Origin of the sequence: Paenibacillus sp. FSL R5-0749 (assembly GCF_038595085.1) — a bacterium.
Classification (GTDB): Bacteria; Bacillota; Bacilli; order Paenibacillales; family Paenibacillaceae; genus Paenibacillus.
This window is the reverse complement of sequence record NZ_CP152005.1, coordinates 4,082,859-4,104,068: the sequence shown is the minus strand read 5'-3', so window position 1 is coordinate 4,104,068 and position 21,210 is coordinate 4,082,859. Positions and strand designations below refer to the sequence as shown.

The window sequence follows — 21,210 nt, the reverse complement described above, 5'->3', positions numbered from 1 at the left end:
ATATATAATCGATTTTGTGAAGGGAGGTTAGTCGTTTTTATGTATATTCTAATCATTGTTGCAGTGGTCATCATTTTAATTGCATGGGTCACGAAAGACTACAAAACATGGAAGGCTTTAGGCAAGGGAGGGGTACCTTACAATCTGTACGGTTGGTTGTTAGTTTCATACTACCGATTGAAGAAACGTGATCCATTCACACTGGATATTTATCAGGATCGAATTGGAAGTTCGGAAGACTCCATACGTATTGGTGAATTGCCATACCGAGAGGGGAATCGGCCAAAGATCGGAATTCATCCTGTACCACACAGACAGTTGGATCAAAGACCCAATCAAGAGGTAAGACAATTGCTGCAACGAACCTTTGATGATTATGTAAAAGATCATCCCACTACAATTCATTTTGTGAAGAGTTATTATGAAAAGCGTAATGATGCTATTACTTTACGTGAAGAGGTTAAAGGACATCCCGTTAGTGAAATCACATGTGGCGAAATAGCTCATATTCATCCAGATGACTCTTCCATGCATATGGTTTTTAGTCCTACTGATGCATCAGAAGTGATTAGGAAAGGTTGGGGAGAGCGCCATTCCCTTTCAGGTTCTCCTATATTGGGTTTACCAGATACTTATCTGCTGATTTATGCTCCACGCAATGACGCTGAAGTTGACATTGTCCGAAGGCTAGTAGATGGAGCTGTACAACATGTCTGTCAGTGCACGAATCATTAAATGATCTCGAGAGGAAGTTATAATTATGAAACTCATTCATTTTCAACAAGATCAACAATCCCAAATAGGTGTAGTGACTTCTCGAGGAGTCCTTGATGTAAGCAAAGCAAGTCAATCCTTGAATGTGGCTGTTCCTAATACAATGCAAGAAGTGATTAATCAAGGACAAAGAGCACTAGATTCTCTGCAAATCCTTGTTAATCAGGCACATGAGCAGAAAGAAGCTTCCTTCTATTTGCAAGAATCCAGCCTTCATATTCTTCCAGTGGTAGAACAGCCAGAAAAATTGATCTGTGTAGGTTTGAACTATATGCCGCATATTCAAGAAGCCAAAATGGAAGTCCCTAAGTCACCTGTTCTTTTCAGTAAATTTAATAACGCACTTGCTGCACACAACGAAGTTGTAAAACTACCAGAAACGGCTCAAAAATATGATTATGAAGCAGAGATGGTATTGGTCATCGGTAAAGAAGCTAAAAACGTTTCCCAAGAAGAAGCATTATCATATGTGTTTGGATATAGTGTCGGAAATGATTTGTCCGCGAGAGATCTTCAGTTACTTACGGGTCAGTGGTTCCTCGGAAAATCGTTAGATCAGTTCGCTCCAGTTGGTCCCTACCTTGTCACAGCGGATGAAGTAGATCCATCCAACCTTGAAATCAGTTGTAAGGTCAATGGTGAAGTTCGTCAGTTGGCGAATACCAAGAATATGATTTTTGATTGTGCGTACTTAGTATCTTACATTTCTCAGTATATGACTCTGAAACCGGGAGATTTAATCTTTACGGGAACACCTGAAGGCGTTATTCTTGGTTACTCTGAAGATAAACAGGTTTGGTTAAAAGCTGGTGATGAAGTTGAAGTGAGTATTGAGGGTCTGGGGACTCTTCAGAACAAATTAGTATAAAAAATGGTTGGAATAAAAAGAAGCTCTTGTCCATTCTGACAAGAGCTTCTTTTTATTGTGGATTTAATTTTGTTCTTTGATCAAGACGTCCGCAGTTACATGAATGTGTTGTTTATGAAGCTCTAGTGCTTCGGATGTATTTCGGGCAATAATGGCATCCATCAACGCTTTGTGTTCGTCGTCAACGTTTCGGTTCAGATCCCTTGTGATAGACCAATGCCTGTAAAGTTCACTAATATCCCACAGACGAACACAAAGATCAGTAAGAAAAGGATTGGGGCATGCAGACAAAATGCTTTGGTGAAATTCTCGGTGTAATTCAGTCCACTGCATGTTAATTTGGGTGGGGTTTTCAGATACATATTGAGGAGTTTGACTCAGTTTATGGTAAGCCCCAATAATGGTGGATTCCCAATGAATGTCGCCATGTTCAATAGCGGAAGCCAAAGCAGCGCCTTCATTAAGAATACGAAACTCAATCAGATTTTGCAGTTCTGTTGTAGAAATCGTTTTGACGCTGAAACCCAAGTTGGGTAAGGATACAATCAATCCTTGTTCAGCTAATCTAGTTAAAGCTTCGCGTATTACAGCAATAGAAACTTCGAAGATCCCAGATAATTCTGATGCCTTAAGGGGCTTCCCAGGAGGGAGATTGCCGGAAAGAATCTCTGATCGAAGCTGTTGTAGAACATTTTCACTAAGTGTGGAAGAGCCGTTTCTCCTAGCCATAAATAATAACCATCCTTTATGAAATCAGTTAATCTTTCTTTAGATAAAAGCTCATGGATCTATGGATAATACTTTAACATTACCAAATTACTTGAACAAAATGCAATTTATCTAAGGGAATTCACTAATAAGAAGAGAAATAATCAAAAATGTAATAATCGATTATATTTACAAATTATATTATGTAGTATAAAATCGACTGTGTCTTAAATTTTAAAAATTGTACGGTGTCAAGAAAGGAGCAATTCTAATGAAGAAAGCATGGGGATTATTGTTACTGACAGGAGTAGTATTACTGTCGGCTTGCAGTCAGGCGCAAGAGCCTGAGACCGCAACGAATACAAATGCAGCAAGTGAAGTTAAGCAAACTGCAGAACAAGCTCAAGCATCAGAGTCTAAAAATGATCCATTTTACCGGATGCCTCAAGTCGCTGCTTTTGATGTAAAAAGTTCAAATATCGGTGATGATCTTGTTCTGAAAGGGGACCAAATGTCTGCAATATTTGGAGTGGAAGGCGGAAAGGATTCTTCTCCTGAACTCACTTGGTCGGGTGCTCCCGAAGGGACAAAAAGTTTTGCAGTGACGATGTATGATCCAGATGCACCAACAGGTTCAGGATTCTGGCATTGGGCTGTAGTTAATATTCCAGCGGATGTAACTTCAATTCCAACGGGTGCTGGAGATGAAGGTGGAGAAAAGTTACCTAAAGGGGCAATGCAGTTGCCGAACGATGCTCGTGCCGCACGTTATATTGGAGCTGCTCCTCCAGCAGGAGATGGCCCTCATCGATACTACATTGTTGTACATGCTTTGGACGTAGAAGATATTGGAGTGAAAGCGGAGGATACGCCAGCATTTCTTGGATTCAACATGCTTAGTCATACCTTGGGAAGAGCGGTTATCGAAGCTTCTTCAGAAGTTAAATAATAATATATTAATGATAGAGAGGTTTTTCTTATGAATAATCCGTTCGAGAGAATCCCTGAAACTCAGGAGTTTATTTTAAAAAGTTCAGATATTACAAATGAGCATTCGATCTCAAGCATGCACTTATCCGGTATTTTTGGTATTCCTGGTGGTGAGGATGTTTCGCCAGAATTGTCCTGGGAGGGTGCACCTGAAGGAACAAAAAGCTTTGCAGTAACTGTATATGATCCAGACGCACCAACAGGGTCTGGTTTTTGGCACTGGGCAGTTGTTAATATTCCGGCGAATGTAACCCATTTGCCAAGAAATGCAGGTACGCCTGACGGAACGAATTTGCCAAATGGAGCGTATCAACTTCCAAACGATGCGCGTGCTGCGAGATTTATTGGTGCAGCTCCTCCTGTAGGGCATGGAGCTCATCGTTATTATTTCGTAGTCCACGCACTAGATGTAGAAGATATCGGCGTTGGTGCTGAAGCCACTCCAGCATTTCTGGGATTTAACATGTTTGGACACACCCTTGGTCGCGCTGTAATTGTAGCCCATGCTGAGATAAAAGAATAAGCCACGAGAAGATTCTTGTAGCAGAATTAAACAGCGGAATCGTAGTAAATGCTACAATTTCCGCTGTTTTATATTCGGCCCAAAAAAATAGGTTTTCATGATGAAAGTGATTAGTGTTATTTCTTTGAAAAAAAACCGTCGAGATAGAGCTTGAGAAGTCTTTTAAAGATTATGGTTGAACGAAACTTACATTGAACGTTGTGTAACCAGACCAGACATTTTTGATACTCATTCCATGAAAAATGTAATCAGGCGAGTAGACAATGAATTGCTTAAAATTAAATATCATCAAATTGTAATAAAATGTACGAATCTGGGGTGGGCAAACAGATGATCTGACCCTTCAACTACGTTATACTTGTTCAGACGGAACTACATCCGTAATAAAAATTCAGCATACAACTTATTAACGTGGAGGTTAGACCGGGCATGTTTGTATTAGTGGGTATATTATTTTTGGTAATATACGGTTTATTAGTGTTCTACATAGGCTGGAGCGGTTGGAGTTGGATGAAACCAGTTGTGTCCGCCAGATTTCGATGGTTTTATATTATAGCGCTTGTATTCCTTGCGGTTTCCTTCATTTTGGCACGTGTGTTTGGAAGTATTTCGTTTCTCAGTATCATCGGTTCTTACTGGCTGGCGATCTTCTCGTTGTTATTGCTGATCTTGCCCGTCGTTCACCTTACGATGTGGTTGTTGAAATTAACCCGTATTCCTAGACATCACACACAGAAATGGGCGGGTGTTGTTACGCTGGTGCTGTTAGTTTCCACAATGGGTTATGGAATTTTCAACGCCTACAGCCCGGTAGTGAGAACGTATGATATCCAGATTGACAAAAAAGTAGAAGGTGTAGACAAGCTTAACATTGTCATGGCTGCCGATATGCACTTCGGACTTCTATCTGGTCCTGCACATGCCAAACGCATGGTGGAGGAGATTAATGCGCTGAAGCCGGATCTGGTGCTGTATCCGGGAGATATTATTGATGATAATCTGGATATGTATCTGAATAGCGGAATTGCGGATATTATCAGTGAAATTCAGGCTCCATATGGTGTCTATGCTTCTCTCGGGAACCACGACAAGTTCGATGGTCCGATTGAAGATCTGATCGCTGCGCTGGAGAAGAGCAATATGCAAGTTTTGTATGATGACAAGATTGTACTGGATGACAAGATCACCCTCATTGGGCGGAAAGACCGGACAGAGAAGGATCGTGCAGAAGTAGCCACATTAATGCAAGATACCGACTTAAGCCAGCCGGTACTTATGATGGATCATCAGCCGTATGATCTGGATATAGCGGAACAGAACAATGTAGACCTGGTGGTATCCGGTCACACCCACCGTGGACAGATTGCGCCGGCTCAGTTCATCACTCAAGCGATTTATGAGAATGATTGGGGTTATCTGCAAAAGGGTTCCATGCACTCCATCGTAACCTCAGGATTTGGCTTCTGGGGACCTCCAATTCGTACAAGCAGTCGTTCGGAGATTGTACAGATTAATGTGACGTTCCAGTAATGATGAAAGGCCCTTCGAGAGAAGGGCCTTTCGTTTGTTCAATTAATACAATGATTGGTTTGAGTGACGTTGTTTGAATGTGCAGCAACATGTGAATCATTAGACATATGTACCTTAAACATGGATCATAGGGACATGACTCCGATAAGATCATGAGGTGGCATAGCATTGGCAGTATTTGTGGTTGACACCGTTTTCAGGTTATGATAAATTAGATCCGAGGCTTGTTACCGGTAATGCGGGCAAAACCACTATGGAAATGATTTTATTATTTCTATTTTGGTTTTGCCCTTTTTTATTCCTCAAAAAAAACCAGGTGGGTCCAGAATGATTATTAAACAGATATTTAATAACAATATTGTCAGTACCGTGGATGACAAAAATCAGGAACTACTGATCCTCGGCCGGGGTATCGGATTCAAGTTCAAAGCAGGCGATGAGATTGATGAGGAGCGGATTGAGAAGGTATTTCGGCTTCAGGATACATCGATCTATGAGAAATTTAAATCCATTGTAGCTGAAGTGCCGATTGAGATTCTGCAGGCAACAGATGATATTGTGACACTCGCACGAACACAATTGAACAAAACCATCAGTGACGGGATCTATGTCTCGCTGTCGGATCACATTCATTTTGCTGTTCAACGCTTGGAAAAAGGAATGATCACTCGCAATCCACTTTCTTGGGAAGTTCAGCACTTCTATAAGGCAGAGTATGATGTGGCCAGAGAAGCACTGACCTTACTGAAGGAAAGACTGGATATTGAGTTCCCCAAAGATGAAATCTGTAATATTGCACTACATTTCATCAATGCGGAAGTGAATGATTCCATGAATGATGTCACTCATCTCATGCAGCTGCTGCAAGAGATTATGAATATCATCAAATATCACTTCAATATCGAATTGGATGAAGATAGCGTCAATTATTTCCGCTTCATCACCCATTTGAAATATTTTTGTCAGCGTGTCATTACGCATTCTTCACATGATGATGCCGAGGAGTATCTGTATGAAGTGGTTCGGAAAAACTATCCGGAGACTTTCAAATGTATTGGCAAGATCGAGACTTTTATCCATAAGAATTATCAGTATGACATGACTCACTCGGAGCAGTTATATCTAACGCTCCATCTGGAACGTCTGATGAAAACCAAGCGGGATGCTTAAAGTCCACGCAATAGAATGAAATTACAACTGGATATCCCATGGGCTTGTTACTGTTCAATCAGGCAATACCCGAATGAGATGGCGCCACATTTTTGCGCTATATTCATTCGGGTATTTTTTATTGGAAAAATGAGGAGGAAAACATCATGAAACATCAGGAAGCGGCGCAGGAAATCATCAAAGCCGTTGGGGGAACCAAAAATATTAATTCAGTGTATCACTGTGTTACACGTTTACGTTTTGATCTGAAAGACAACGATAAAGTCGATAACGGTTCACTCAATAAACTGGATAAAGTCATGGGTACGAATATTTCTGGTGATCAATTTCAGGTCATTATCGGTAATGATGTGTCGAAAGTATTCGACGCCATGGTGAAGGAACATCCAGCGATCCAGCAAAGTACGGAAAGTAAACAGCCTAAGCCGGAAAAAAGTAAAAATGTCATTCTGAATATTTTTGAGACCATCGCAGGTGTCTTCGCCCCTATGCTTCCGGCGATTACAGCGGCAGGTATGCTCAAAGGGTTACTGGCACTATTCGTGTCCATAGGTTGGATGTCCGCTGGAACAGATACGTACCGTATTCTCTCAGCCATTGGTGACGGCGTATTCCACTACCTGCCCTTACTGATTGCAGTCAGCGCTGCTCGCAAATTCGGCAGTAATCCGTTTGTTGCCATTGCACTAGGTACGGCATTAATGTACCCAGACATGACAGCATTGCTATCTAGCGGTGAATCGGTTGGATTCTTGGGAATTCCGGTTACGGCTGTAAGTTATGCTTCATCGGTTATTCCAATTTTACTCGCTGTATGGTTGATGTCCTATGTTGAGAAATGGGTTGACCGTGTTATCCCTGCTGCACTCAAGCTATTGCTTGTGCCTTTGATTACCTTGCTTGTGATGGTTCCGGTGACACTGATTGCGATCGGTCCATTGGGTACATTTGTAGGTAGCGGATTGTCTGGCGGCATCAACTGGCTGCTGAATGAAGGTGGATTGATTGCAGGTATCGTACTAGGCGGCGCAATGGCGCTCATTATTATGACAGGAATGCACTATGCACTTGTGCCGATCATCTTGAGTAATATCGCTACACTGGGCTTCGATAAATTCTTGCCATTGACCTTTATCTCCAATATGGGTCAGGCTGGTGCAACTCTTGGTGTATTCTTCCGGGCAAAAGATAAAAAACTCAAAACCGTGGCATTATCAACGAGCTTCACGGCACTCATGGGTGTAACGGAGCCGGCGATGTACGGGGTTAACATGAAGTATAAAAAACCATTTGCCGCAGCGATGATTGGTAGCGCAGTTGGTGGCGGCTTCGCCCTTGCTTTTGGCGCCAAAGCATACGTACTTGCAGGTAACGGTGGTCTCCCAGGACTTCCTTCCCTGATCGGTCAAACGTTCTGGTATTCCTTTGGCGGTATGATTCTTGCATTTGTTGTAGGTACGATTATGTCTACGATATTCGGTATTAAGGAAGAAGAAGGAGACGCTGAGGCATTGGCTCAATTCTCACCAGGCGCTTCTTCTGCGGCAGCGACAACACCTTCGAGCGATGCGGCAAGTGTAAACGTGGACGACATGGGCGCTCCAACACCAACGAGTAATGCGGTAGCCGTTGCACCAATGACAGGTAAATCCATTCCGCTCAAAGAAGTCAATGATCCAACATTCGGTGATGAATTGATGGGTAAAGGTGTGGCATTTGTTCCTACGGTGGGCGAATTGCTATCTCCAGTGACGGGTACGATCATGAATGTGTTCAAAACGAAACATGCGATCGTTGTCCGCAGTGATAACGGAATGGAATTGCTGATTCATGTCGGAATCAACACGGTGAAGCTGCGTGGACAGTACTTCGATGCACATGTGGCTACAGGAGCACGTGTACAAGCCGGAGACAAGTTACTCACATTTGAACTGGCCGAGATTGCCAAAGAATACGACATTACAACGGCTATGGTTGTTACCAATACGGCAGATTACAAGCAGGTTCTACCGGTGAAATTGGGCGATATCACGATGGGTGAAGACGTTTTGAAAGCTGAAATCTAATCGTCTTGGGACTAATAGCCAAATTCAACAAAAGAAGGAGAGATACGGATGATTCATCGACAAGGGTTTCCGGAAGGTTTTCTATGGGGCGGCGCTATTGCCGCTAATCAGGCTGAGGGTGGATTCGACGCTGGCGGCAAAGGTTGGTCGACAGCCGACATGGTTCCTTATTTTGAGAAAAAGGACTACACGAACCTTAGAGAACTGATGCATGTTACGAGTGCAACGGTTGAGAAAGCAATGGCACATCACAGTGCGGAAGGTTATCCGAAGCGTTATGGGATTGATTTCTACCACCGTTTCAAAGAGGATATTGCGCTGTTCGCTGAACTGGGCTTCAAAACATTTCGTCTGTCCATCAACTGGCCGCGCATTTTTCCGAATGGTTATGATGCCGAGCCAAATGAAGAGGGACTGCGCTTCTATGACGAAGTGTTCGATGAACTCCGTAAATACGATATCGAACCTCTCGTAACACTCTCGCACTATGAGATGCCGATGGCACTTGTACTGAAATATAACGGCTGGGCAGGCCGCGAAGTGATTGGACATTTTGTAAGATATGCAGAAACCGTGATGAATCGGTATAAGGACAAGGTAAAATACTGGTTGACGTTTAATGAGATTAACACGACCATTATTGAACCGTTCACAGGCGGAGGTATTATTGAAGACCGGGTGGAGAACACGATGCAGGCTTCCTATCAGGCACTTCATCATCAATTTGTAGCCAGCAGCCTGGTAACGGAAAAAGCACGTCAGATTAACCCGAACTTCCAGATCGGATGTATGCTTGCACGCATGATTCACTACCCGGCGACATCGAAGCCAGAGGATGTGCTGCAAGCACAGATCGATAACCAGCTGAACCTGCTGCATACGGATGTACAAGTTCGTGGTAGTTACCCAACATTCATGGCTCGGTACTGGGCAGAGAACGGGATTACCATTGCCATGGAACCGGGGGATGAGCAGATCCTGCGTGAGCACACAGTTGACTTCATCTCATTCAGTTATTACACATCCTTGGTGTCCGCAGTAAATCCAGAAGAATATGGAGTGACTGGAGGCAACCTGTACAGCACGATTAAGAACCCAAATTTGGAGCGTACGGAGTGGGGCTGGCAGCTTGATCCGATTGGTCTGCGTGTAGCATTGAAAGAGTTGTATGATCGTTACCAATTGCCATTATTTGTGGTGGAGAATGGACTTGGCGCGAAAGATACCGTTGAAGCAGATGGTTCCATTAACGATGATTACCGGATTGATTATCTGAGAAAACACATTACACAAATGAAAGAAGCCATTATGGATGGTGTGGACCTCATGGGCTATACCAACTGGGGAGCGATTGATATCATCAGCGCATCCACTTCGGAAATGTCCAAGCGTTATGGCGTGATCTACGTGGATCAGGACGACAACGGACAAGGCACATTGAATCGGTATAAGAAAAAAAGCTTTGGTTGGTACCAAAAAGTCATTGCCTCCAATGGCGAAAACTTGGAATAAATTAATCTAAAAAGGCACCCCAGGCATAGCTAGTGTTACGCCATCGGGGTGCCTTTTTAATATCATCTCGCAGGATTTTCATCCACGCTAATGGCACTTCAAGGTAAAAGGGATGACTTCATAACATACTGGATGGTATACTGTGATCGTATTGGGGGAGGGATAACCATGAAGAAGCCTATTATTGCTGTAGATATGGATGACACGATATGTCATCTGGTCAAGCGGGCTATATATCACAACAACCTTAACTTCCCGACCCATCCGTTGCGGTATGAGGATATGATTCATTGGGATACGTCCCATTTGCGTCATCCAGAGAGCACGCACGATGTATTTTATGGTCGGCCGGGTCTGTTCGAGGAATTGGAATTATACGACGAATATGTTGTAGATGAGATGCGAAAGCTGAACGATGCCTATGATGTCATTGTCGTGACAGCAGCAGAGCCAAAAACAGTGGTTGAGAAGTGGAACTGGCTTCAGCAGCACATGCCTTTTATAACCGCTGAACAGTTTATTACATGCAAACGAAAAAACTTGCTCGGATTCGATCTGCTCATTGATGATGGAGCACATAATCTGTTTCCCGCGCATGAGGATGGCAAAAAGGTTATCTGTATCCCGCATCCGTGGAATATACAGGAGCGTGAGCGATACAACTTTCCGTTGATGTCTTCATGGAAAGAAGCCAAGGCATACATAGATGAAATGTTACAGGTTGTTGGTGTCTAAAAGGTAGGTAATCTTATCGTCCAGAGTGAAGTGCTCTGGATTTTTTGCGATAGGCGAGAGGTGTTTCGCCTGTTATTTTTTTGAATGCGGCATAGAATGAATCCATATCCCGATATCCGACCAGCTCGGCAATCAGGCTGACTTTGTGCTGTGAATTCTTTAGAATTTCGCAGCTTTTTTGTATGCGTAGATGTTGCAGGTGGCCGCTAAAGGTCTGTCCGGTATGCCGCAGAAACATTCGCCCAATCTGCTTTTCGCTCCAGCCTGATATGCGTACCAGATCAGACATCCGAATACGATTGCTTACGTGTTCCTTGATATAGTGAAGGATGTAATCAAACCCAGTGGAATGATTCTCTTCATCCTGATCCTTTTGATACAGTTGTCTATAGGTCATCAATACCAACTGGCTTACCAAGGTGTATAACATGGTAGACGAGCCGATTCCATGAACGGAGGATTCACGATACAGCTTCACCATTAGTTCTTCCATCTGATCGTTGCGATCCACAATGGATATATAAGGAACCTGATTTTGTGCCAAGTCCATCAGATGTTGAATGATTTCTTTCTCCTGAATGATGGCTGTCAGCGTGTTGATCAACTCAGCATTAAACAGACAATTATAGATAATTAGCGGATGCTCGGTCACGTTTGTGCTCGCAGGACGAAAGACATGAGGAACGCCAACAGGAATGACAAACAGCATGCCTTTCTTCACGGGAATGACATCTTCACCGATATGATGAAAGCCCTTTCCTTCAGCAACATAGCTATACTCAATAAAATCATGTGCGTGAAAAGGGAGCATAAAATCTTCAGAGCAACGATTGACAAAAAGTTGCAGATGATTATGCAGAAAGTATTCGCTTTTCATAAGTTGTACAGATGAATCCACAGGCAACCTCCTCGCATAGATGGCTGAATCACCGGATGAAATAGTCCGGATCACCGGGTATTTACGACAGCAGGATCGATATAATTATATCGTAACCCCGAATGGGAAGCCAAGATGGAAAGGACGATCTGCTAATGTTCAACGTTAGTCACCTTCGCTGTGAATATAGAGTCAACCCGATAGGCCTCGATGTAAAATCACCGAGATTAAGCTGGCAGTTGCAGTCCGATCGGCGGAACTGTATGCAATCCGCTTACCAGGTACAACTCTCCCTAACGAAAGATTTTGAAGGGATTACATGGGATTCTGGCGAGATAAGCAGTGATCAATCCATACATGTGGAACTAAACCATTTTCAGCCTTCTCCGCAAACGCGATACTATTACCGGATTCGCGCATGGGATGATGCAGGAAGTGATTCAGACTGGTCCGAAACGGCTTATTTCGAGATGGGACTTATGGATCGTCATAACAAGTGGCAAGCAGAATGGATCACAGCTCAAGCATCAGATGATGGAGATACGTCATGCCCGCGTATGCGCAAGCAGTTTAATGTGAAACAACTTGTTACGTCTGCCAGAATATATGTGACAGCACTTGGATTATACGAGTTGCACATCAACAACTCAAGAGTAGGAGAAGATTATTTTACACCTGGCTGGACTTCTTATCGTAAGCGATTACAATATCAAACCTATGATGTTACCCACTTGCTTCAAAATGGACAGAATATATTGGGCGCATATCTTGGAGATGGCTGGTATCGGGGATATCTTGGCTGGAACAAAGAACGGGAGATATTTGGTTCAACGTCCGCATTGTTGTTGGAACTGCATATGAAATACGCAGATGGATCAGAGGAATGTATTGTATCCAATGGTGAGTGGACGACTGCTCCAAGTGCCATTCGCATGTCGGACATCTATATGGGGGAGACGTATGATGCGCGATTGGAGTCTGATTGGTCGGATACATCTGAAGTGAATTGGTCACCTGTGAACATATTGGAACATCCCAAAGATATCATCGTTGCGCAGGAGAATGTACCCGTTACCCAAGTCGAACAAATACAGCCAATCGCCTTCTTAACAACTCCACAGGGAGATCGTGTAATAGACATGGGGCAGAATATGGTGGGATGGGTGAGATTTAGCATTCAAGGTGAGGTCGGTCAGACGGTTGAGCTGCACCATGCTGAGATATTGGATCTAGAGGGCAACTTCTACACCAATAATCTTCGCTCCGCCAAGCAGTGTATTCGCTATACGTGCAAGGGGGATGGAGTGGAAACATTCGAACCGCATTTTACGTTCCAAGGGTTTCGATATGTGAAGCTGATTGGCTTTTCTGAACACGTTCATCTGGATAATTTCACTGGCGTAGTGCTGCACTCGAATATGGAGCAAACAGGTCAGTTCTCGTGCTCCAGTCCCTTGGTGAACCAGCTGCATCACAATATATTGTGGGGGCAAAAAGGGAATTTCCTTGATGTGCCGACAGACTGCCCACAGAGGGATGAACGGCTCGGGTGGACCGGTGATGCACAGATGTTTGTCCGCACGTCTTCCTACCTCATGAATACAGCGCCTTTCTTCACCAAGTGGTTGCGGGATCTGGAAGCGGACCAGGGAGCAGATGGAGGTATTCCATTCTTCGTTCCAGATCTGAGAAGTTCCACGTCGGAAGGATGGGGTGACACCAGTCATTCGTCCGCCGCTTGGGGTGATGCAGCAGTCATCTGTCCTTGGACTATCTATGAGATGTATGGGGATGCCAGATTACTGGCAGAACAATATGAGAGTATGAAGCGGTGGATCGAGTACATTCACGGGCAGGGCGATAACCCATATCTGTGGAACACGGGATTCCACTTTGGCGATTGGCTGGGACTGGATTCCAAGCCGGATAGTTATGTTGGCGCAACGGACACGGACTATGTAGCAACTGCATTCTATTCCTATTCGGTTTCGTTAACTCAAAAAGCGGCAGAGGTACTTGGTAAGACAGATGATGCTGAATATTATAGAACGTTGCATACCAACATTGTTCTTGCGTTTAACAAAGAATTCGTCACTCCAGCCGGCAAAATTGCTGTTCCAACGCAAACAGCGCATGTTCTCGCGCTGCAATTTGACCTGCTGGACGCGACTGCACGAACTCGCGCTGTCGATCAATTGGCAAAACTCGTGAAAGAGGCGGGCAATCATCTTACTACAGGCTTTGTGGGTACACCTTATCTGAATCCGGTACTGAGTGATGCAGGTCTTCACGATCTGGCTTATACATTACTTTTTCAAGAGGATTATCCGTCCTGGTTATATCAGGTGACTCAAGGCGCAACGACAGTCTGGGAACATTGGGATGGGATCAAAGAGGATGGCAGTCTCTGGAGTGCTGATATGAACTCATTTAACCACTATGCGTATGGTGCGATTGGGGAATGGTTGTATCGTTATGTTGCCGGAATCAAGTCCGATGAACATCAGCCAGGATTCCGAATGGTGCATATTGAGCCGCAACCCGGACCTGGACTGGATTGGGTGGAAGCGAGCTTGGAGACGATGTATGGTCAAGTTGCTTCAAGTTGGCATCGGCTGGCGGAGGGAGAAATGGAGATACGCGTGCACATTCCTGTCAATACGAGAGGTACGGTACGTCTTCCTGGAGCAGGTGCACAGATCGTTCTGGAGCAAGGGAAACCGTTGGATCAGGTAAATGAAGTTCAGGATATTCGAAGTATTGGAGACGATATTGAAGTTACACTTGGATCAGGAAGTTACCAATTCAAGTACAAGGACACGGATATGAAGAAGGACCGAGATGTTCAGGATGTTACATTGACAGAGTCCGTATAATAATAGAATAAACGGTAAGATGTACTTTTGAATAGGATCTGCTCACACGCAGGTCCTTTTTCGAACTTGTCTGATGGAAGAGCAAGAATGTTGTGTCCTGGAAGCGGCAGCATGGTAGTTTCAATATCTGTTGGGAGGGTGTAATGACTGTGGGGAAAGAACATGTTAGATTAATTAAACCATCGCGAGCGTATAAGGATGCATATTTGGAATTTTATGAAGACTGGGTGAGAAGTGGAGAGTTGATGGTACCGTGGGTCATTTCCAAAGATCCTTCTGCTTTTGATGAGATGTTGGCGTTTTTGCAGCGCAATGAACAAGGTATCGATATTTCCGAAGGTTGGGTCAAAGACAGTACATACTGGCTACTCACCGAGAGTCAACAAATCGTGGGTGCTGTAAATATAAGGCATGAGCTTAACGACAAATTGTTCAACAGTGGAGGACATATTGGATATGGCATTCGTCCTGGAGAGCGGCAAAGTGGCTATGGTTCCGAAATTCTCAGGCTCTCTTTGGAGAAAACGAGAGAGCTTGGAATCACCAAAGTATTGGTCGTATGTGATGCAAATAATGAGCCATCCAGAAGAGTTATTCTTCGAAATGGTGGCATTCAGGATGAAAACTATGTGGAGTCCAATGGCAATGTTGTTGAACGATTCTGGATAGAGAATGTCGAATAATGAAGAATGGTGGTGAAATTTAACGAAAATAATATAGATTATGATTGTAATACCCTCGCGTGCTGATTAAAATGAAGCATAGAATCTGGATTGCGGCCGGAAACTATCATCCCATATCAGGCACAAGTGAGGTTATTTTATGAATCAACCGGTTAATCGGCCCCGGCGTATTGAGTATCTGGATCTCTATCGTGCATTGGCCATCATGGCAGTGGTAGCCATCCATGCGACTTCAACAGCAGTTGCGCATTACCCCAAGCACACGTTAGATCATGATGTGTATTACTTCTGGAACACGTTCCTGCAATTTGCCGTTCCAGCGTTCCTGTTCTTGTCCTCCCTGGTTCTGTTCTACAACTACAGCTCCAAGGTGAATGAGAAGGGTTGGATGCTCGCCTTTTACAAAAAGCGTTTATTCTATGTATGTGTACCCTATGTGGTATGGTCCTTTATCTATTTTACCGTTAAACAGTTGCTTGCGGGTAAAGAACCTTTGACCCATGGTGTGCAATTTGCCAAACAATTAGTGATGGGAACCGCTCATACCCATCTGTACTTTTTTCTGATTATTCTTCAATTCTATATCGTTTTTCCATTGCTTCTGTCGCTCACACGCCATCTTCTTTTTACTCGGTATTTGCCATTATTCTTTATTATGGGCCAAGCAATCTTCTATGCACTGCATTTGCAGTTTCACTTCGAGCGAACAGGAAGTTTGTTACCCAGTTATTTGATTGTAATTGGTTTTGGCGCTTGGGTTGGGCTCAACTTTGAGTGGGCATTGAAGAAACTGTATACTCACCGTTATGCACTTATAGTTGCGTTATTGAGCGGAGGTGCCATTTTTATATATGGTAATGCTTATATCAAAACCGCTTTTCCTGCATACCCGGTGGTAACCTATACCGTGTTGTTCCTGTTCCGCAATCTGTTTACGTTGTCAGCCTGCTTGCTCCTGCTGATCTTTAGTGAACGGTTGGGCGCAGGAAAACATACTGAAGTTCGTAAAGCTACGCATGTTCTGGATTCCTTGGGTACAGTTGCGTTCGGTGTGTTTTTAATGCATCCCCTCGTACTGCTCTTCTGGAGACGTGAATTCTCAGATGACCTGGCTCGGCACTTCAGCGTGGGTATCATCCTATCTTATGTTGTGGCGCTCCTGATCTCATGGATCTGCGCGATGGGATTGCGCCGGATGAAGTGGGGATGGGTCCTGATAGGACGTTAAGTTAAAATAAATCTATGTCATCTAAGAAAAGAGTTTTCAAGCCATCAAGCATTGTAATCGGGTACCCATACACTGAACACGTATAAAAGCAGTGTTTAGTGTATGGGTACCTTTATTTAGAACAATTCTATGGAATCAGACTCATACTAATTGGAAGCGTTCTAATCAGATGGAATGAATGAATTGGTTCGTATTGGATCCACTGTTGCTGTTTGTGGTAATATGTATGAATTCCATGGGAACGTCCTTAAGAAGATTTTGACCAAAGAATTCTAGCCAGTCACCTTTACGTCCAAAAGTTAGAGTCTACCTACATAATTTTTTTGCATATTTTAGTAGTAAACCTACCTCGACAACCTCACTTATTTATTTCTACAGATTATGATCAATTTCACATTTATGTATAATATTGTTGATTTCAGTCTAGGAATCAACTAAAATTTAATAAAACATTCCAATTTCTTCAAATGGGGGCGACTTTTGATGACATGGAATTTGTACAGTATGATGCCCAAAATGATCATGGCTCCCGGCTATTCTGAAACAGTATGTACGGAGCCAAATAGAATTTTGGTAGCGTTTACCGAACAGTCTTTTGAAACGAGGTATCGTGACACCTCGTACTATATTTCCTCCAGGGACTTGTTGGTGGGCAACGATCTCATCCTGTTAAACCGATTGTCAGTACCTGTCGTAATCAGCGTTCTGACCTTGGAAAACATGACTAAAATGCGCTTTGGTTTTCCAATGGTATTATCCAGACAAGACGACGGAGTCAAGTTGTTTGTAAAACGCGTTTTAGAGATGTTCGGACAGAGCACTTTCAAACCTGAGTACAGCAAACAACTATCCCTTGAATTCACAGGATTTTTCAATATGTACCGGGTGATGAACCAGAGCACCGATAATTTGAAAGGTAAGATTGACAACCGATTAATTATCGTTCATCGCATGATACGAAGTCAATATTCGGAGCCGCTTACCCTTGAAGACATGGCCGCACGAATCAGCTGTAATCCGGTCTATTTAAGTAACACATACAAGAAAGTGTTCGGTTGTTCACCCATTAAATCTCTTCAGAAAATTAGAGTACAAAAAGGACGCGAACTGCTTAAGCATACCGATCTGACGATCAATGAAATTACGAAGTCTGTCGGTTATATCTCTAGTTCACAGTTCTCCGGGTACTATAAAAAATATTACGGGCGCTCTCCAAGTGAATATCGTAAACATCTGTGCAATAAGACAGGGGAGGGAATCAGTGATGGAACAAGTATCTAACTCGATGATTGAAGGAAAAATCATTCAGATTATTCACAATATACTTGGATATCACTTGGACATTCCTCTGGATGAGCGATTAGAGAATCTCGGGTTTAACTCAATAAAATATATTTCACTAATTGTTTCACTAGAAGAGGAGTTTGAGATTATTTTCCGCGACGAGGACCTGTTGTATGAATGTTTTGCTACAGTCGAGCAGATAGAGTGGAGAATCTCAGGTATGGTATCTTCTGCGTAAGAAATAGCTGGGGAAAATATGGACAGCGACTTATGTTCAAGGCTCTATAATTGAATTATATTCATCAAACAACATGTTAACGACAATTTATGCGATGAACGTATCACTGAAATCGTGCAAGATAAACACTGCGCATTCATGGAATGAGGGTCTGAATTGAAACGATTATGTGAGTTGTTAGATCAGTCAGAACAACGATATCCGCATAAAGCAGCTTTGATCACAGACGAAGGCCATTTTACTTATAGTCAACTAACTCAGGAGAGGGATCGTATATCCACTTATTTGCAAACCTGCGGTGTAAAAACTGGCGAGCGAATCATACTGCTTTTGCCTCATGGCAAATTTCTCGTCTCATCCATTTTTGCTGCCTCCAGGCTTGGAGCAACTTATATCCTCTTGCATGAGAGTACAACAAGGTATCAGTTGGACTACATTGTTAAAGATTCGCAAGCTTCCTATCTGCTGACGACCGATGCTTTTGTTGAAAAGTTGGCGATGTCATCCTATATAGGGATTAAGGTCATATCAGAAAATGACGTGACCACACATGCAGTGGAGCATAGCAGATTAGATGACCCCGATTACGAAGATCGCTCAGGTAATGAAGTTGCCTGCCTGTTGTATACATCGGGAAGTACAGGCCGGCCGAAGGCTGTGGTGTCACACCACTCCAGCATGCTATTTGTACTGGAGAGCATTCAGTCTTGCCTGAAAATAGAAGCAGACGACGTAATCGGCAATTTTCTTCCATTGTCTTTTGATTACGGGATGTACCAGATTTTTCTGGCGTTTAATCAAAATGCAACGATAGCCTTGGGTCAGCGATCTGATGTGGGCCCGGCGCTCATTCATAAAATAAGGGAATGGGGTATTACCGGGTTACCAATTGTACCTAGCATGGGAGAAGCGCTGATCAAACTTATGCGCAGACAGATGACGCAATTACCGGAGATTCGTTTCATTACCAATACAGGAGCTGCACTTCCTCAAACTTATGTAAACGAATTCAAAACATTTTTCCCGAATGCCCGGCTACATCTGATGTACGGACTGACGGAGTGTAAACGGGTCTCTATCCTTCAGCCGGAATTTCTCGCTGATAAACCGGGTTCTGTTGGAACATCTCTTCCGGGTACAAGTTGCACCATAATCGATGAGAGAGGATTGCAACTGCCACCAAATAAGGTTGGCGAATTGGTTGTGCATGGTCCTCATGTCATGATGGGTTACTGGAATGATCCGCAACGAACACAGCACGTTTTTCGAAATATGGCTTCTCCTGAGCGGAGCTTGCACACAGGGGACTACTTCTGGATGGACGATGAAGGTTTCTTGTATTTCTACGCTCGCAAGGATGATATGTACAAGCAAAACGGCTTTCGTGTAAGTCCTACGGAGATCGAACTGGCAGCAGTCGACATCGATGGCGTCGAACAAGCCGCGCTGATACTGACCGGGGACACTGCTGTGCCTATTCTTGCGGTGAGTTCTACACGGACTGCGGATAGCCTTCTCGACGAATTACGAATGCGGCTGGAAGATTACAAGATGCCAGCACACATCTATGTTACAGACCAGTTACCTTTAACTTCGAACGGTAAAATTGATAAAAACAAGCTGAAAACAGACCTGGAAAAGGAGTGAAGCGTTTGGACTATGGAGAGTTGCGGTCGAAATACGGCAGTCCGTTATATATATACGACTTGAATATTCTTCGCCAATCCTGCCACAGGTTGAGAGATGCATTACCCGAGCCTTCGATGTTGTATTACTCTCTGAAGGCCAATCCTCACCCGGCAATCGTTAAGCAGTTGTTAGATTTGGGGTGCAGGGCTGAAGTTTCATCGCTAGGTGAGCTGAATTCCGTGTTAGAAGCTGGAGGATTGCCCCGGGATGTATTGTACACGGGTCCTGGAAAGAGCGAATCGGAATTGAAGGTGGCTGTTGCACAGGGAGTACAATGGTTCTCGGTCGAATCAATGAAGGAGCTGGAAAAATTAAGGTCTGTAGTGTCTTCTGGTACACCTCCAATTCAAGTCATTATGCGAATCAATCCCGATCAGGGCTTGGCTGATGCTGGATTGGCCATGACGGGCACACCCTCTCAGTTTGGAACGGATGAGCAGAAGCTTTTGCGAGAGCTGAAGGAAATGCAGGAATGCGACGAAATTCGTATTGCCGGTTTTCATATTTTCAATGGCACCAATACTGCGAATGCAGAGAGACTTGCGGAATCTTTTCTCTCTTCCATTCAGGTGATTGCGAGAATATCCAAGGAGACTGGAATCCCACTCCAATTCGTGGATTTAGGAGGAGGATTTGGACATCCTTATGCTGTGTCAGGCCCCCCTCCGGATTTTAGTGAAATCAAGGTCCAATTGGAGACTGCTCTCGATGAGCATATGCCGGGATGGAGAATGGGAGAGCCTGTTATAGCATATGAGTCCGGACGATATCTTTCGGCCGCATGCGGTGTTCTCGTTAGCTCGGTTGTGGATATCAAGGAAAGTAAGGGCAGCCGCTTTATCGTTCTGGACAGCGGCATTCACCATCTGGGCGGGATGGCGGGGCTCGGACGCATTCCACGTGTTCAGTATGACATCAAGCCCGTCACAGAGAAGACCGACCCTCATCCGGAGTCGACCCACATTGTAGGACCGCTGTGCACCCCTCTTGATTTTTTTAACAAAAAAGCAGCTATACCTTCCTTACAATTGGAAGAGCAGGTCTACATTCCGAATGTTGGGGCTTATGGGATTACGGCCAGTTTATTGGGATTTTTGAGCAGGGAAATTCCCGTTGAATTGGTCGTGGATGACGGTAACGTGAAGCATGTTTCACAGCTTGCTCTAACACGAAGAACGCATTTGAATGAAATGCATGAAGGGAGGACTATTCATGAGCATGGAATACATTGAACATGAAGTCACGGCGCTGGTAAAGCAGAAAATTCATCGGGATCTGGAGATGACGGACGATCTGAAAAGTGCAGGTCTCGATTCTATGAAAGCGATCGATTTGCTGCTAGAACTGGAAGAGAAGTTTGAAATGACTATTCCCGACGAGTACATGATTAATGATACGTTTGCTTCCATGAGCAACATTGTGAACATGATCCATACGTTGAAGCAAAATGCTTAGCTTT

General features: G+C 43.8%; 19 protein-coding genes. 17 read left to right on the top strand and 2 right to left on the bottom strand.

The genetic code is table 11. From position 1 onward, the window contains the following. The first annotated feature begins 39 nt into the window (after positions 1–39). Complete coding sequence (locus MKY85_RS18180; RefSeq protein WP_342570465.1) at positions 40–735, top strand: hypothetical protein; 696 nt, start codon at positions 40–42, stop codon at positions 733–735. A 25-nt stretch (positions 736–760) separates the two neighbouring features. Further along, the gene (locus tag MKY85_RS18175; RefSeq protein WP_342570464.1) at positions 761–1,642 is read left to right on the top strand and encodes a fumarylacetoacetate hydrolase family protein; all 882 of its coding nucleotides are present in this window, start codon (positions 761–763) and stop codon (positions 1,640–1,642) included. A gap of 63 nt (positions 1,643–1,705) precedes the next feature. Here the strand turns inward: MKY85_RS18175 and MKY85_RS18170 are convergent, their stop codons facing one another. After that, complete coding sequence (locus tag MKY85_RS18170) at positions 1,706–2,371, bottom strand: GntR family transcriptional regulator (RefSeq protein WP_342570463.1); 666 nt, start codon at positions 2,369–2,371, stop codon at positions 1,706–1,708. A 250-nt stretch (positions 2,372–2,621) separates the two neighbouring features. Between MKY85_RS18170 and MKY85_RS18165 the strand changes: the two genes are divergently transcribed. The 7 genes from MKY85_RS18165 (at position 2,622) to MKY85_RS18135 (ending at position 10,876) form a co-directional block, all read left to right on the top strand. Next, a complete protein-coding gene (locus tag MKY85_RS18165) occupies positions 2,622–3,299 on the top strand; it encodes a YbhB/YbcL family Raf kinase inhibitor-like protein (protein WP_342570462.1) in 678 nt (225 codons plus the stop codon). A 30-nt stretch (positions 3,300–3,329) separates the two neighbouring features. Beyond that, a complete protein-coding gene (locus MKY85_RS18160) occupies positions 3,330–3,863 on the top strand; it encodes a YbhB/YbcL family Raf kinase inhibitor-like protein (protein WP_342570461.1) in 534 nt (177 codons plus the stop codon). A gap of 429 nt (positions 3,864–4,292) precedes the next feature. Beyond that, a complete protein-coding gene (locus tag MKY85_RS18155) occupies positions 4,293–5,393 on the top strand; it encodes a metallophosphoesterase (protein WP_342570460.1) in 1,101 nt (366 codons plus the stop codon). Positions 5,394–5,720: 327 nt separating this feature from the next. Next, entirely contained in the window at positions 5,721–6,563 is an 843-nt protein-coding gene (locus MKY85_RS18150) for a PRD domain-containing protein (protein WP_339234836.1), read from the top strand. A 146-nt stretch (positions 6,564–6,709) separates the two neighbouring features. Continuing rightward, a complete protein-coding gene (locus tag MKY85_RS18145) occupies positions 6,710–8,629 on the top strand; it encodes a beta-glucoside-specific PTS transporter subunit IIABC (protein ID WP_342570459.1) in 1,920 nt (639 codons plus the stop codon). 48 nt (positions 8,630–8,677) lie between these two features. Next, positions 8,678–10,141, top strand: a complete 1,464-nt coding sequence (gene ascB / locus MKY85_RS18140; protein ID WP_339234832.1) for a 6-phospho-beta-glucosidase — start codon at positions 8,678–8,680, stop codon at positions 10,139–10,141. Positions 10,142–10,309: 168 nt separating this feature from the next. Then, on the top strand, positions 10,310–10,876 hold the full coding sequence (locus tag MKY85_RS18135) for a hypothetical protein (protein WP_342570458.1): 567 nt from the start codon (positions 10,310–10,312) through the stop codon (positions 10,874–10,876). Between the two features lie 13 nt (positions 10,877–10,889). On the opposite strand, the gene MKY85_RS18130 is transcribed toward MKY85_RS18135, so the two are convergent. Further along, positions 10,890–11,774 carry an AraC family transcriptional regulator gene (locus MKY85_RS18130; protein WP_342570457.1) on the bottom strand — a complete coding sequence of 295 codons (885 nt, stop codon included), beginning with the start codon at positions 11,772–11,774 and terminating at the stop codon, positions 10,890–10,892. Between the two features lie 134 nt (positions 11,775–11,908). On the opposite strand from MKY85_RS18130, the gene MKY85_RS18125 reads away from it, so the two are divergent. The 8 genes from MKY85_RS18125 (at position 11,909) to MKY85_RS18090 (ending at position 21,206) form a co-directional block, all read left to right on the top strand. Beyond that, entirely contained in the window at positions 11,909–14,629 is a 2,721-nt protein-coding gene (locus tag MKY85_RS18125) for a family 78 glycoside hydrolase catalytic domain (RefSeq protein ID WP_342570456.1), read from the top strand. Between the two features lie 143 nt (positions 14,630–14,772). Then, positions 14,773–15,312: a GNAT family N-acetyltransferase gene (locus MKY85_RS18120; protein ID WP_342570455.1), complete on the top strand. Its 540-nt coding sequence runs from the start codon at positions 14,773–14,775 to the stop codon at positions 15,310–15,312. A 139-nt stretch (positions 15,313–15,451) separates the two neighbouring features. Then, on the top strand, positions 15,452–16,540 hold the full coding sequence (locus MKY85_RS18115) for an acyltransferase (protein ID WP_342570454.1): 1,089 nt from the start codon (positions 15,452–15,454) through the stop codon (positions 16,538–16,540). Positions 16,541–17,023: 483 nt separating this feature from the next. Beyond that, the gene (locus tag MKY85_RS18110; protein WP_342570453.1) at positions 17,024–17,821 is read left to right on the top strand and encodes an AraC family transcriptional regulator; all 798 of its coding nucleotides are present in this window, start codon (positions 17,024–17,026) and stop codon (positions 17,819–17,821) included. After that, a complete protein-coding gene (locus MKY85_RS18105; RefSeq protein ID WP_339255960.1) occupies positions 17,805–18,062 on the top strand; it encodes an acyl carrier protein in 258 nt (85 codons plus the stop codon). Before MKY85_RS18110 ends, MKY85_RS18105 begins: the two co-directional genes overlap by 17 nt. Positions 18,063–18,218: 156 nt before the next feature. Then, on the top strand, positions 18,219–19,709 hold the full coding sequence (locus tag MKY85_RS18100) for an AMP-binding protein (protein WP_342570452.1): 1,491 nt from the start codon (positions 18,219–18,221) through the stop codon (positions 19,707–19,709). Between the two features lie 5 nt (positions 19,710–19,714). Beyond that, positions 19,715–20,983, top strand: a complete 1,269-nt coding sequence (locus MKY85_RS18095) for a decarboxylase (RefSeq protein WP_342570451.1) — start codon at positions 19,715–19,717, stop codon at positions 20,981–20,983. Beyond that, the gene (locus MKY85_RS18090; RefSeq protein WP_339234808.1) at positions 20,964–21,206 is read left to right on the top strand and encodes a phosphopantetheine-binding protein; all 243 of its coding nucleotides are present in this window, start codon (positions 20,964–20,966) and stop codon (positions 21,204–21,206) included. Before MKY85_RS18095 ends, MKY85_RS18090 begins: the two co-directional genes overlap by 20 nt. Positions 21,207–21,210: the final 4 nt, after the last annotated feature.

Excerpts from the sequence above, each read along its gene's own strand:
- MKY85_RS18180 (WP_342570465.1), top strand. The coding sequence starts at position 40 with ATGTATATTCTAATCATTGTTGCAGTGGTCATCATTTTAATTGCATGG.
- MKY85_RS18175 (WP_342570464.1), top strand. The coding sequence starts at position 761 with ATGAAACTCATTCATTTTCAACAAGATCAACAATCCCAAATAGGTGTA.
- MKY85_RS18170 (WP_342570463.1), bottom strand. The coding sequence starts at position 2,371 with ATGGCTAGGAGAAACGGCTCTTCCACACTTAGTGAAAATGTTCTACAA.
- MKY85_RS18165 (WP_342570462.1), top strand. The coding sequence starts at position 2,622 with ATGAAGAAAGCATGGGGATTATTGTTACTGACAGGAGTAGTATTACTG.
- MKY85_RS18160 (WP_342570461.1), top strand. The coding sequence starts at position 3,330 with ATGAATAATCCGTTCGAGAGAATCCCTGAAACTCAGGAGTTTATTTTA.
- MKY85_RS18155 (WP_342570460.1), top strand. The coding sequence starts at position 4,293 with ATGTTTGTATTAGTGGGTATATTATTTTTGGTAATATACGGTTTATTA.
- MKY85_RS18150 (WP_339234836.1), top strand. The coding sequence starts at position 5,721 with ATGATTATTAAACAGATATTTAATAACAATATTGTCAGTACCGTGGAT.
- MKY85_RS18145 (WP_342570459.1), top strand. The coding sequence starts at position 6,710 with ATGAAACATCAGGAAGCGGCGCAGGAAATCATCAAAGCCGTTGGGGGA.
- ascB (WP_339234832.1), top strand. The coding sequence starts at position 8,678 with ATGATTCATCGACAAGGGTTTCCGGAAGGTTTTCTATGGGGCGGCGCT.
- MKY85_RS18135 (WP_342570458.1), top strand. The coding sequence starts at position 10,310 with ATGAAGAAGCCTATTATTGCTGTAGATATGGATGACACGATATGTCAT.
- MKY85_RS18125 (WP_342570456.1), top strand. The coding sequence starts at position 11,909 with ATGTTCAACGTTAGTCACCTTCGCTGTGAATATAGAGTCAACCCGATA.
- MKY85_RS18120 (WP_342570455.1), top strand. The coding sequence starts at position 14,773 with ATGACTGTGGGGAAAGAACATGTTAGATTAATTAAACCATCGCGAGCG.
- MKY85_RS18115 (WP_342570454.1), top strand. The coding sequence starts at position 15,452 with ATGAATCAACCGGTTAATCGGCCCCGGCGTATTGAGTATCTGGATCTC.
- MKY85_RS18110 (WP_342570453.1), top strand. The coding sequence starts at position 17,024 with ATGACATGGAATTTGTACAGTATGATGCCCAAAATGATCATGGCTCCC.
- MKY85_RS18105 (WP_339255960.1), top strand. The coding sequence starts at position 17,805 with ATGGAACAAGTATCTAACTCGATGATTGAAGGAAAAATCATTCAGATT.
- MKY85_RS18090 (WP_339234808.1), top strand. The coding sequence starts at position 20,964 with ATGAGCATGGAATACATTGAACATGAAGTCACGGCGCTGGTAAAGCAG.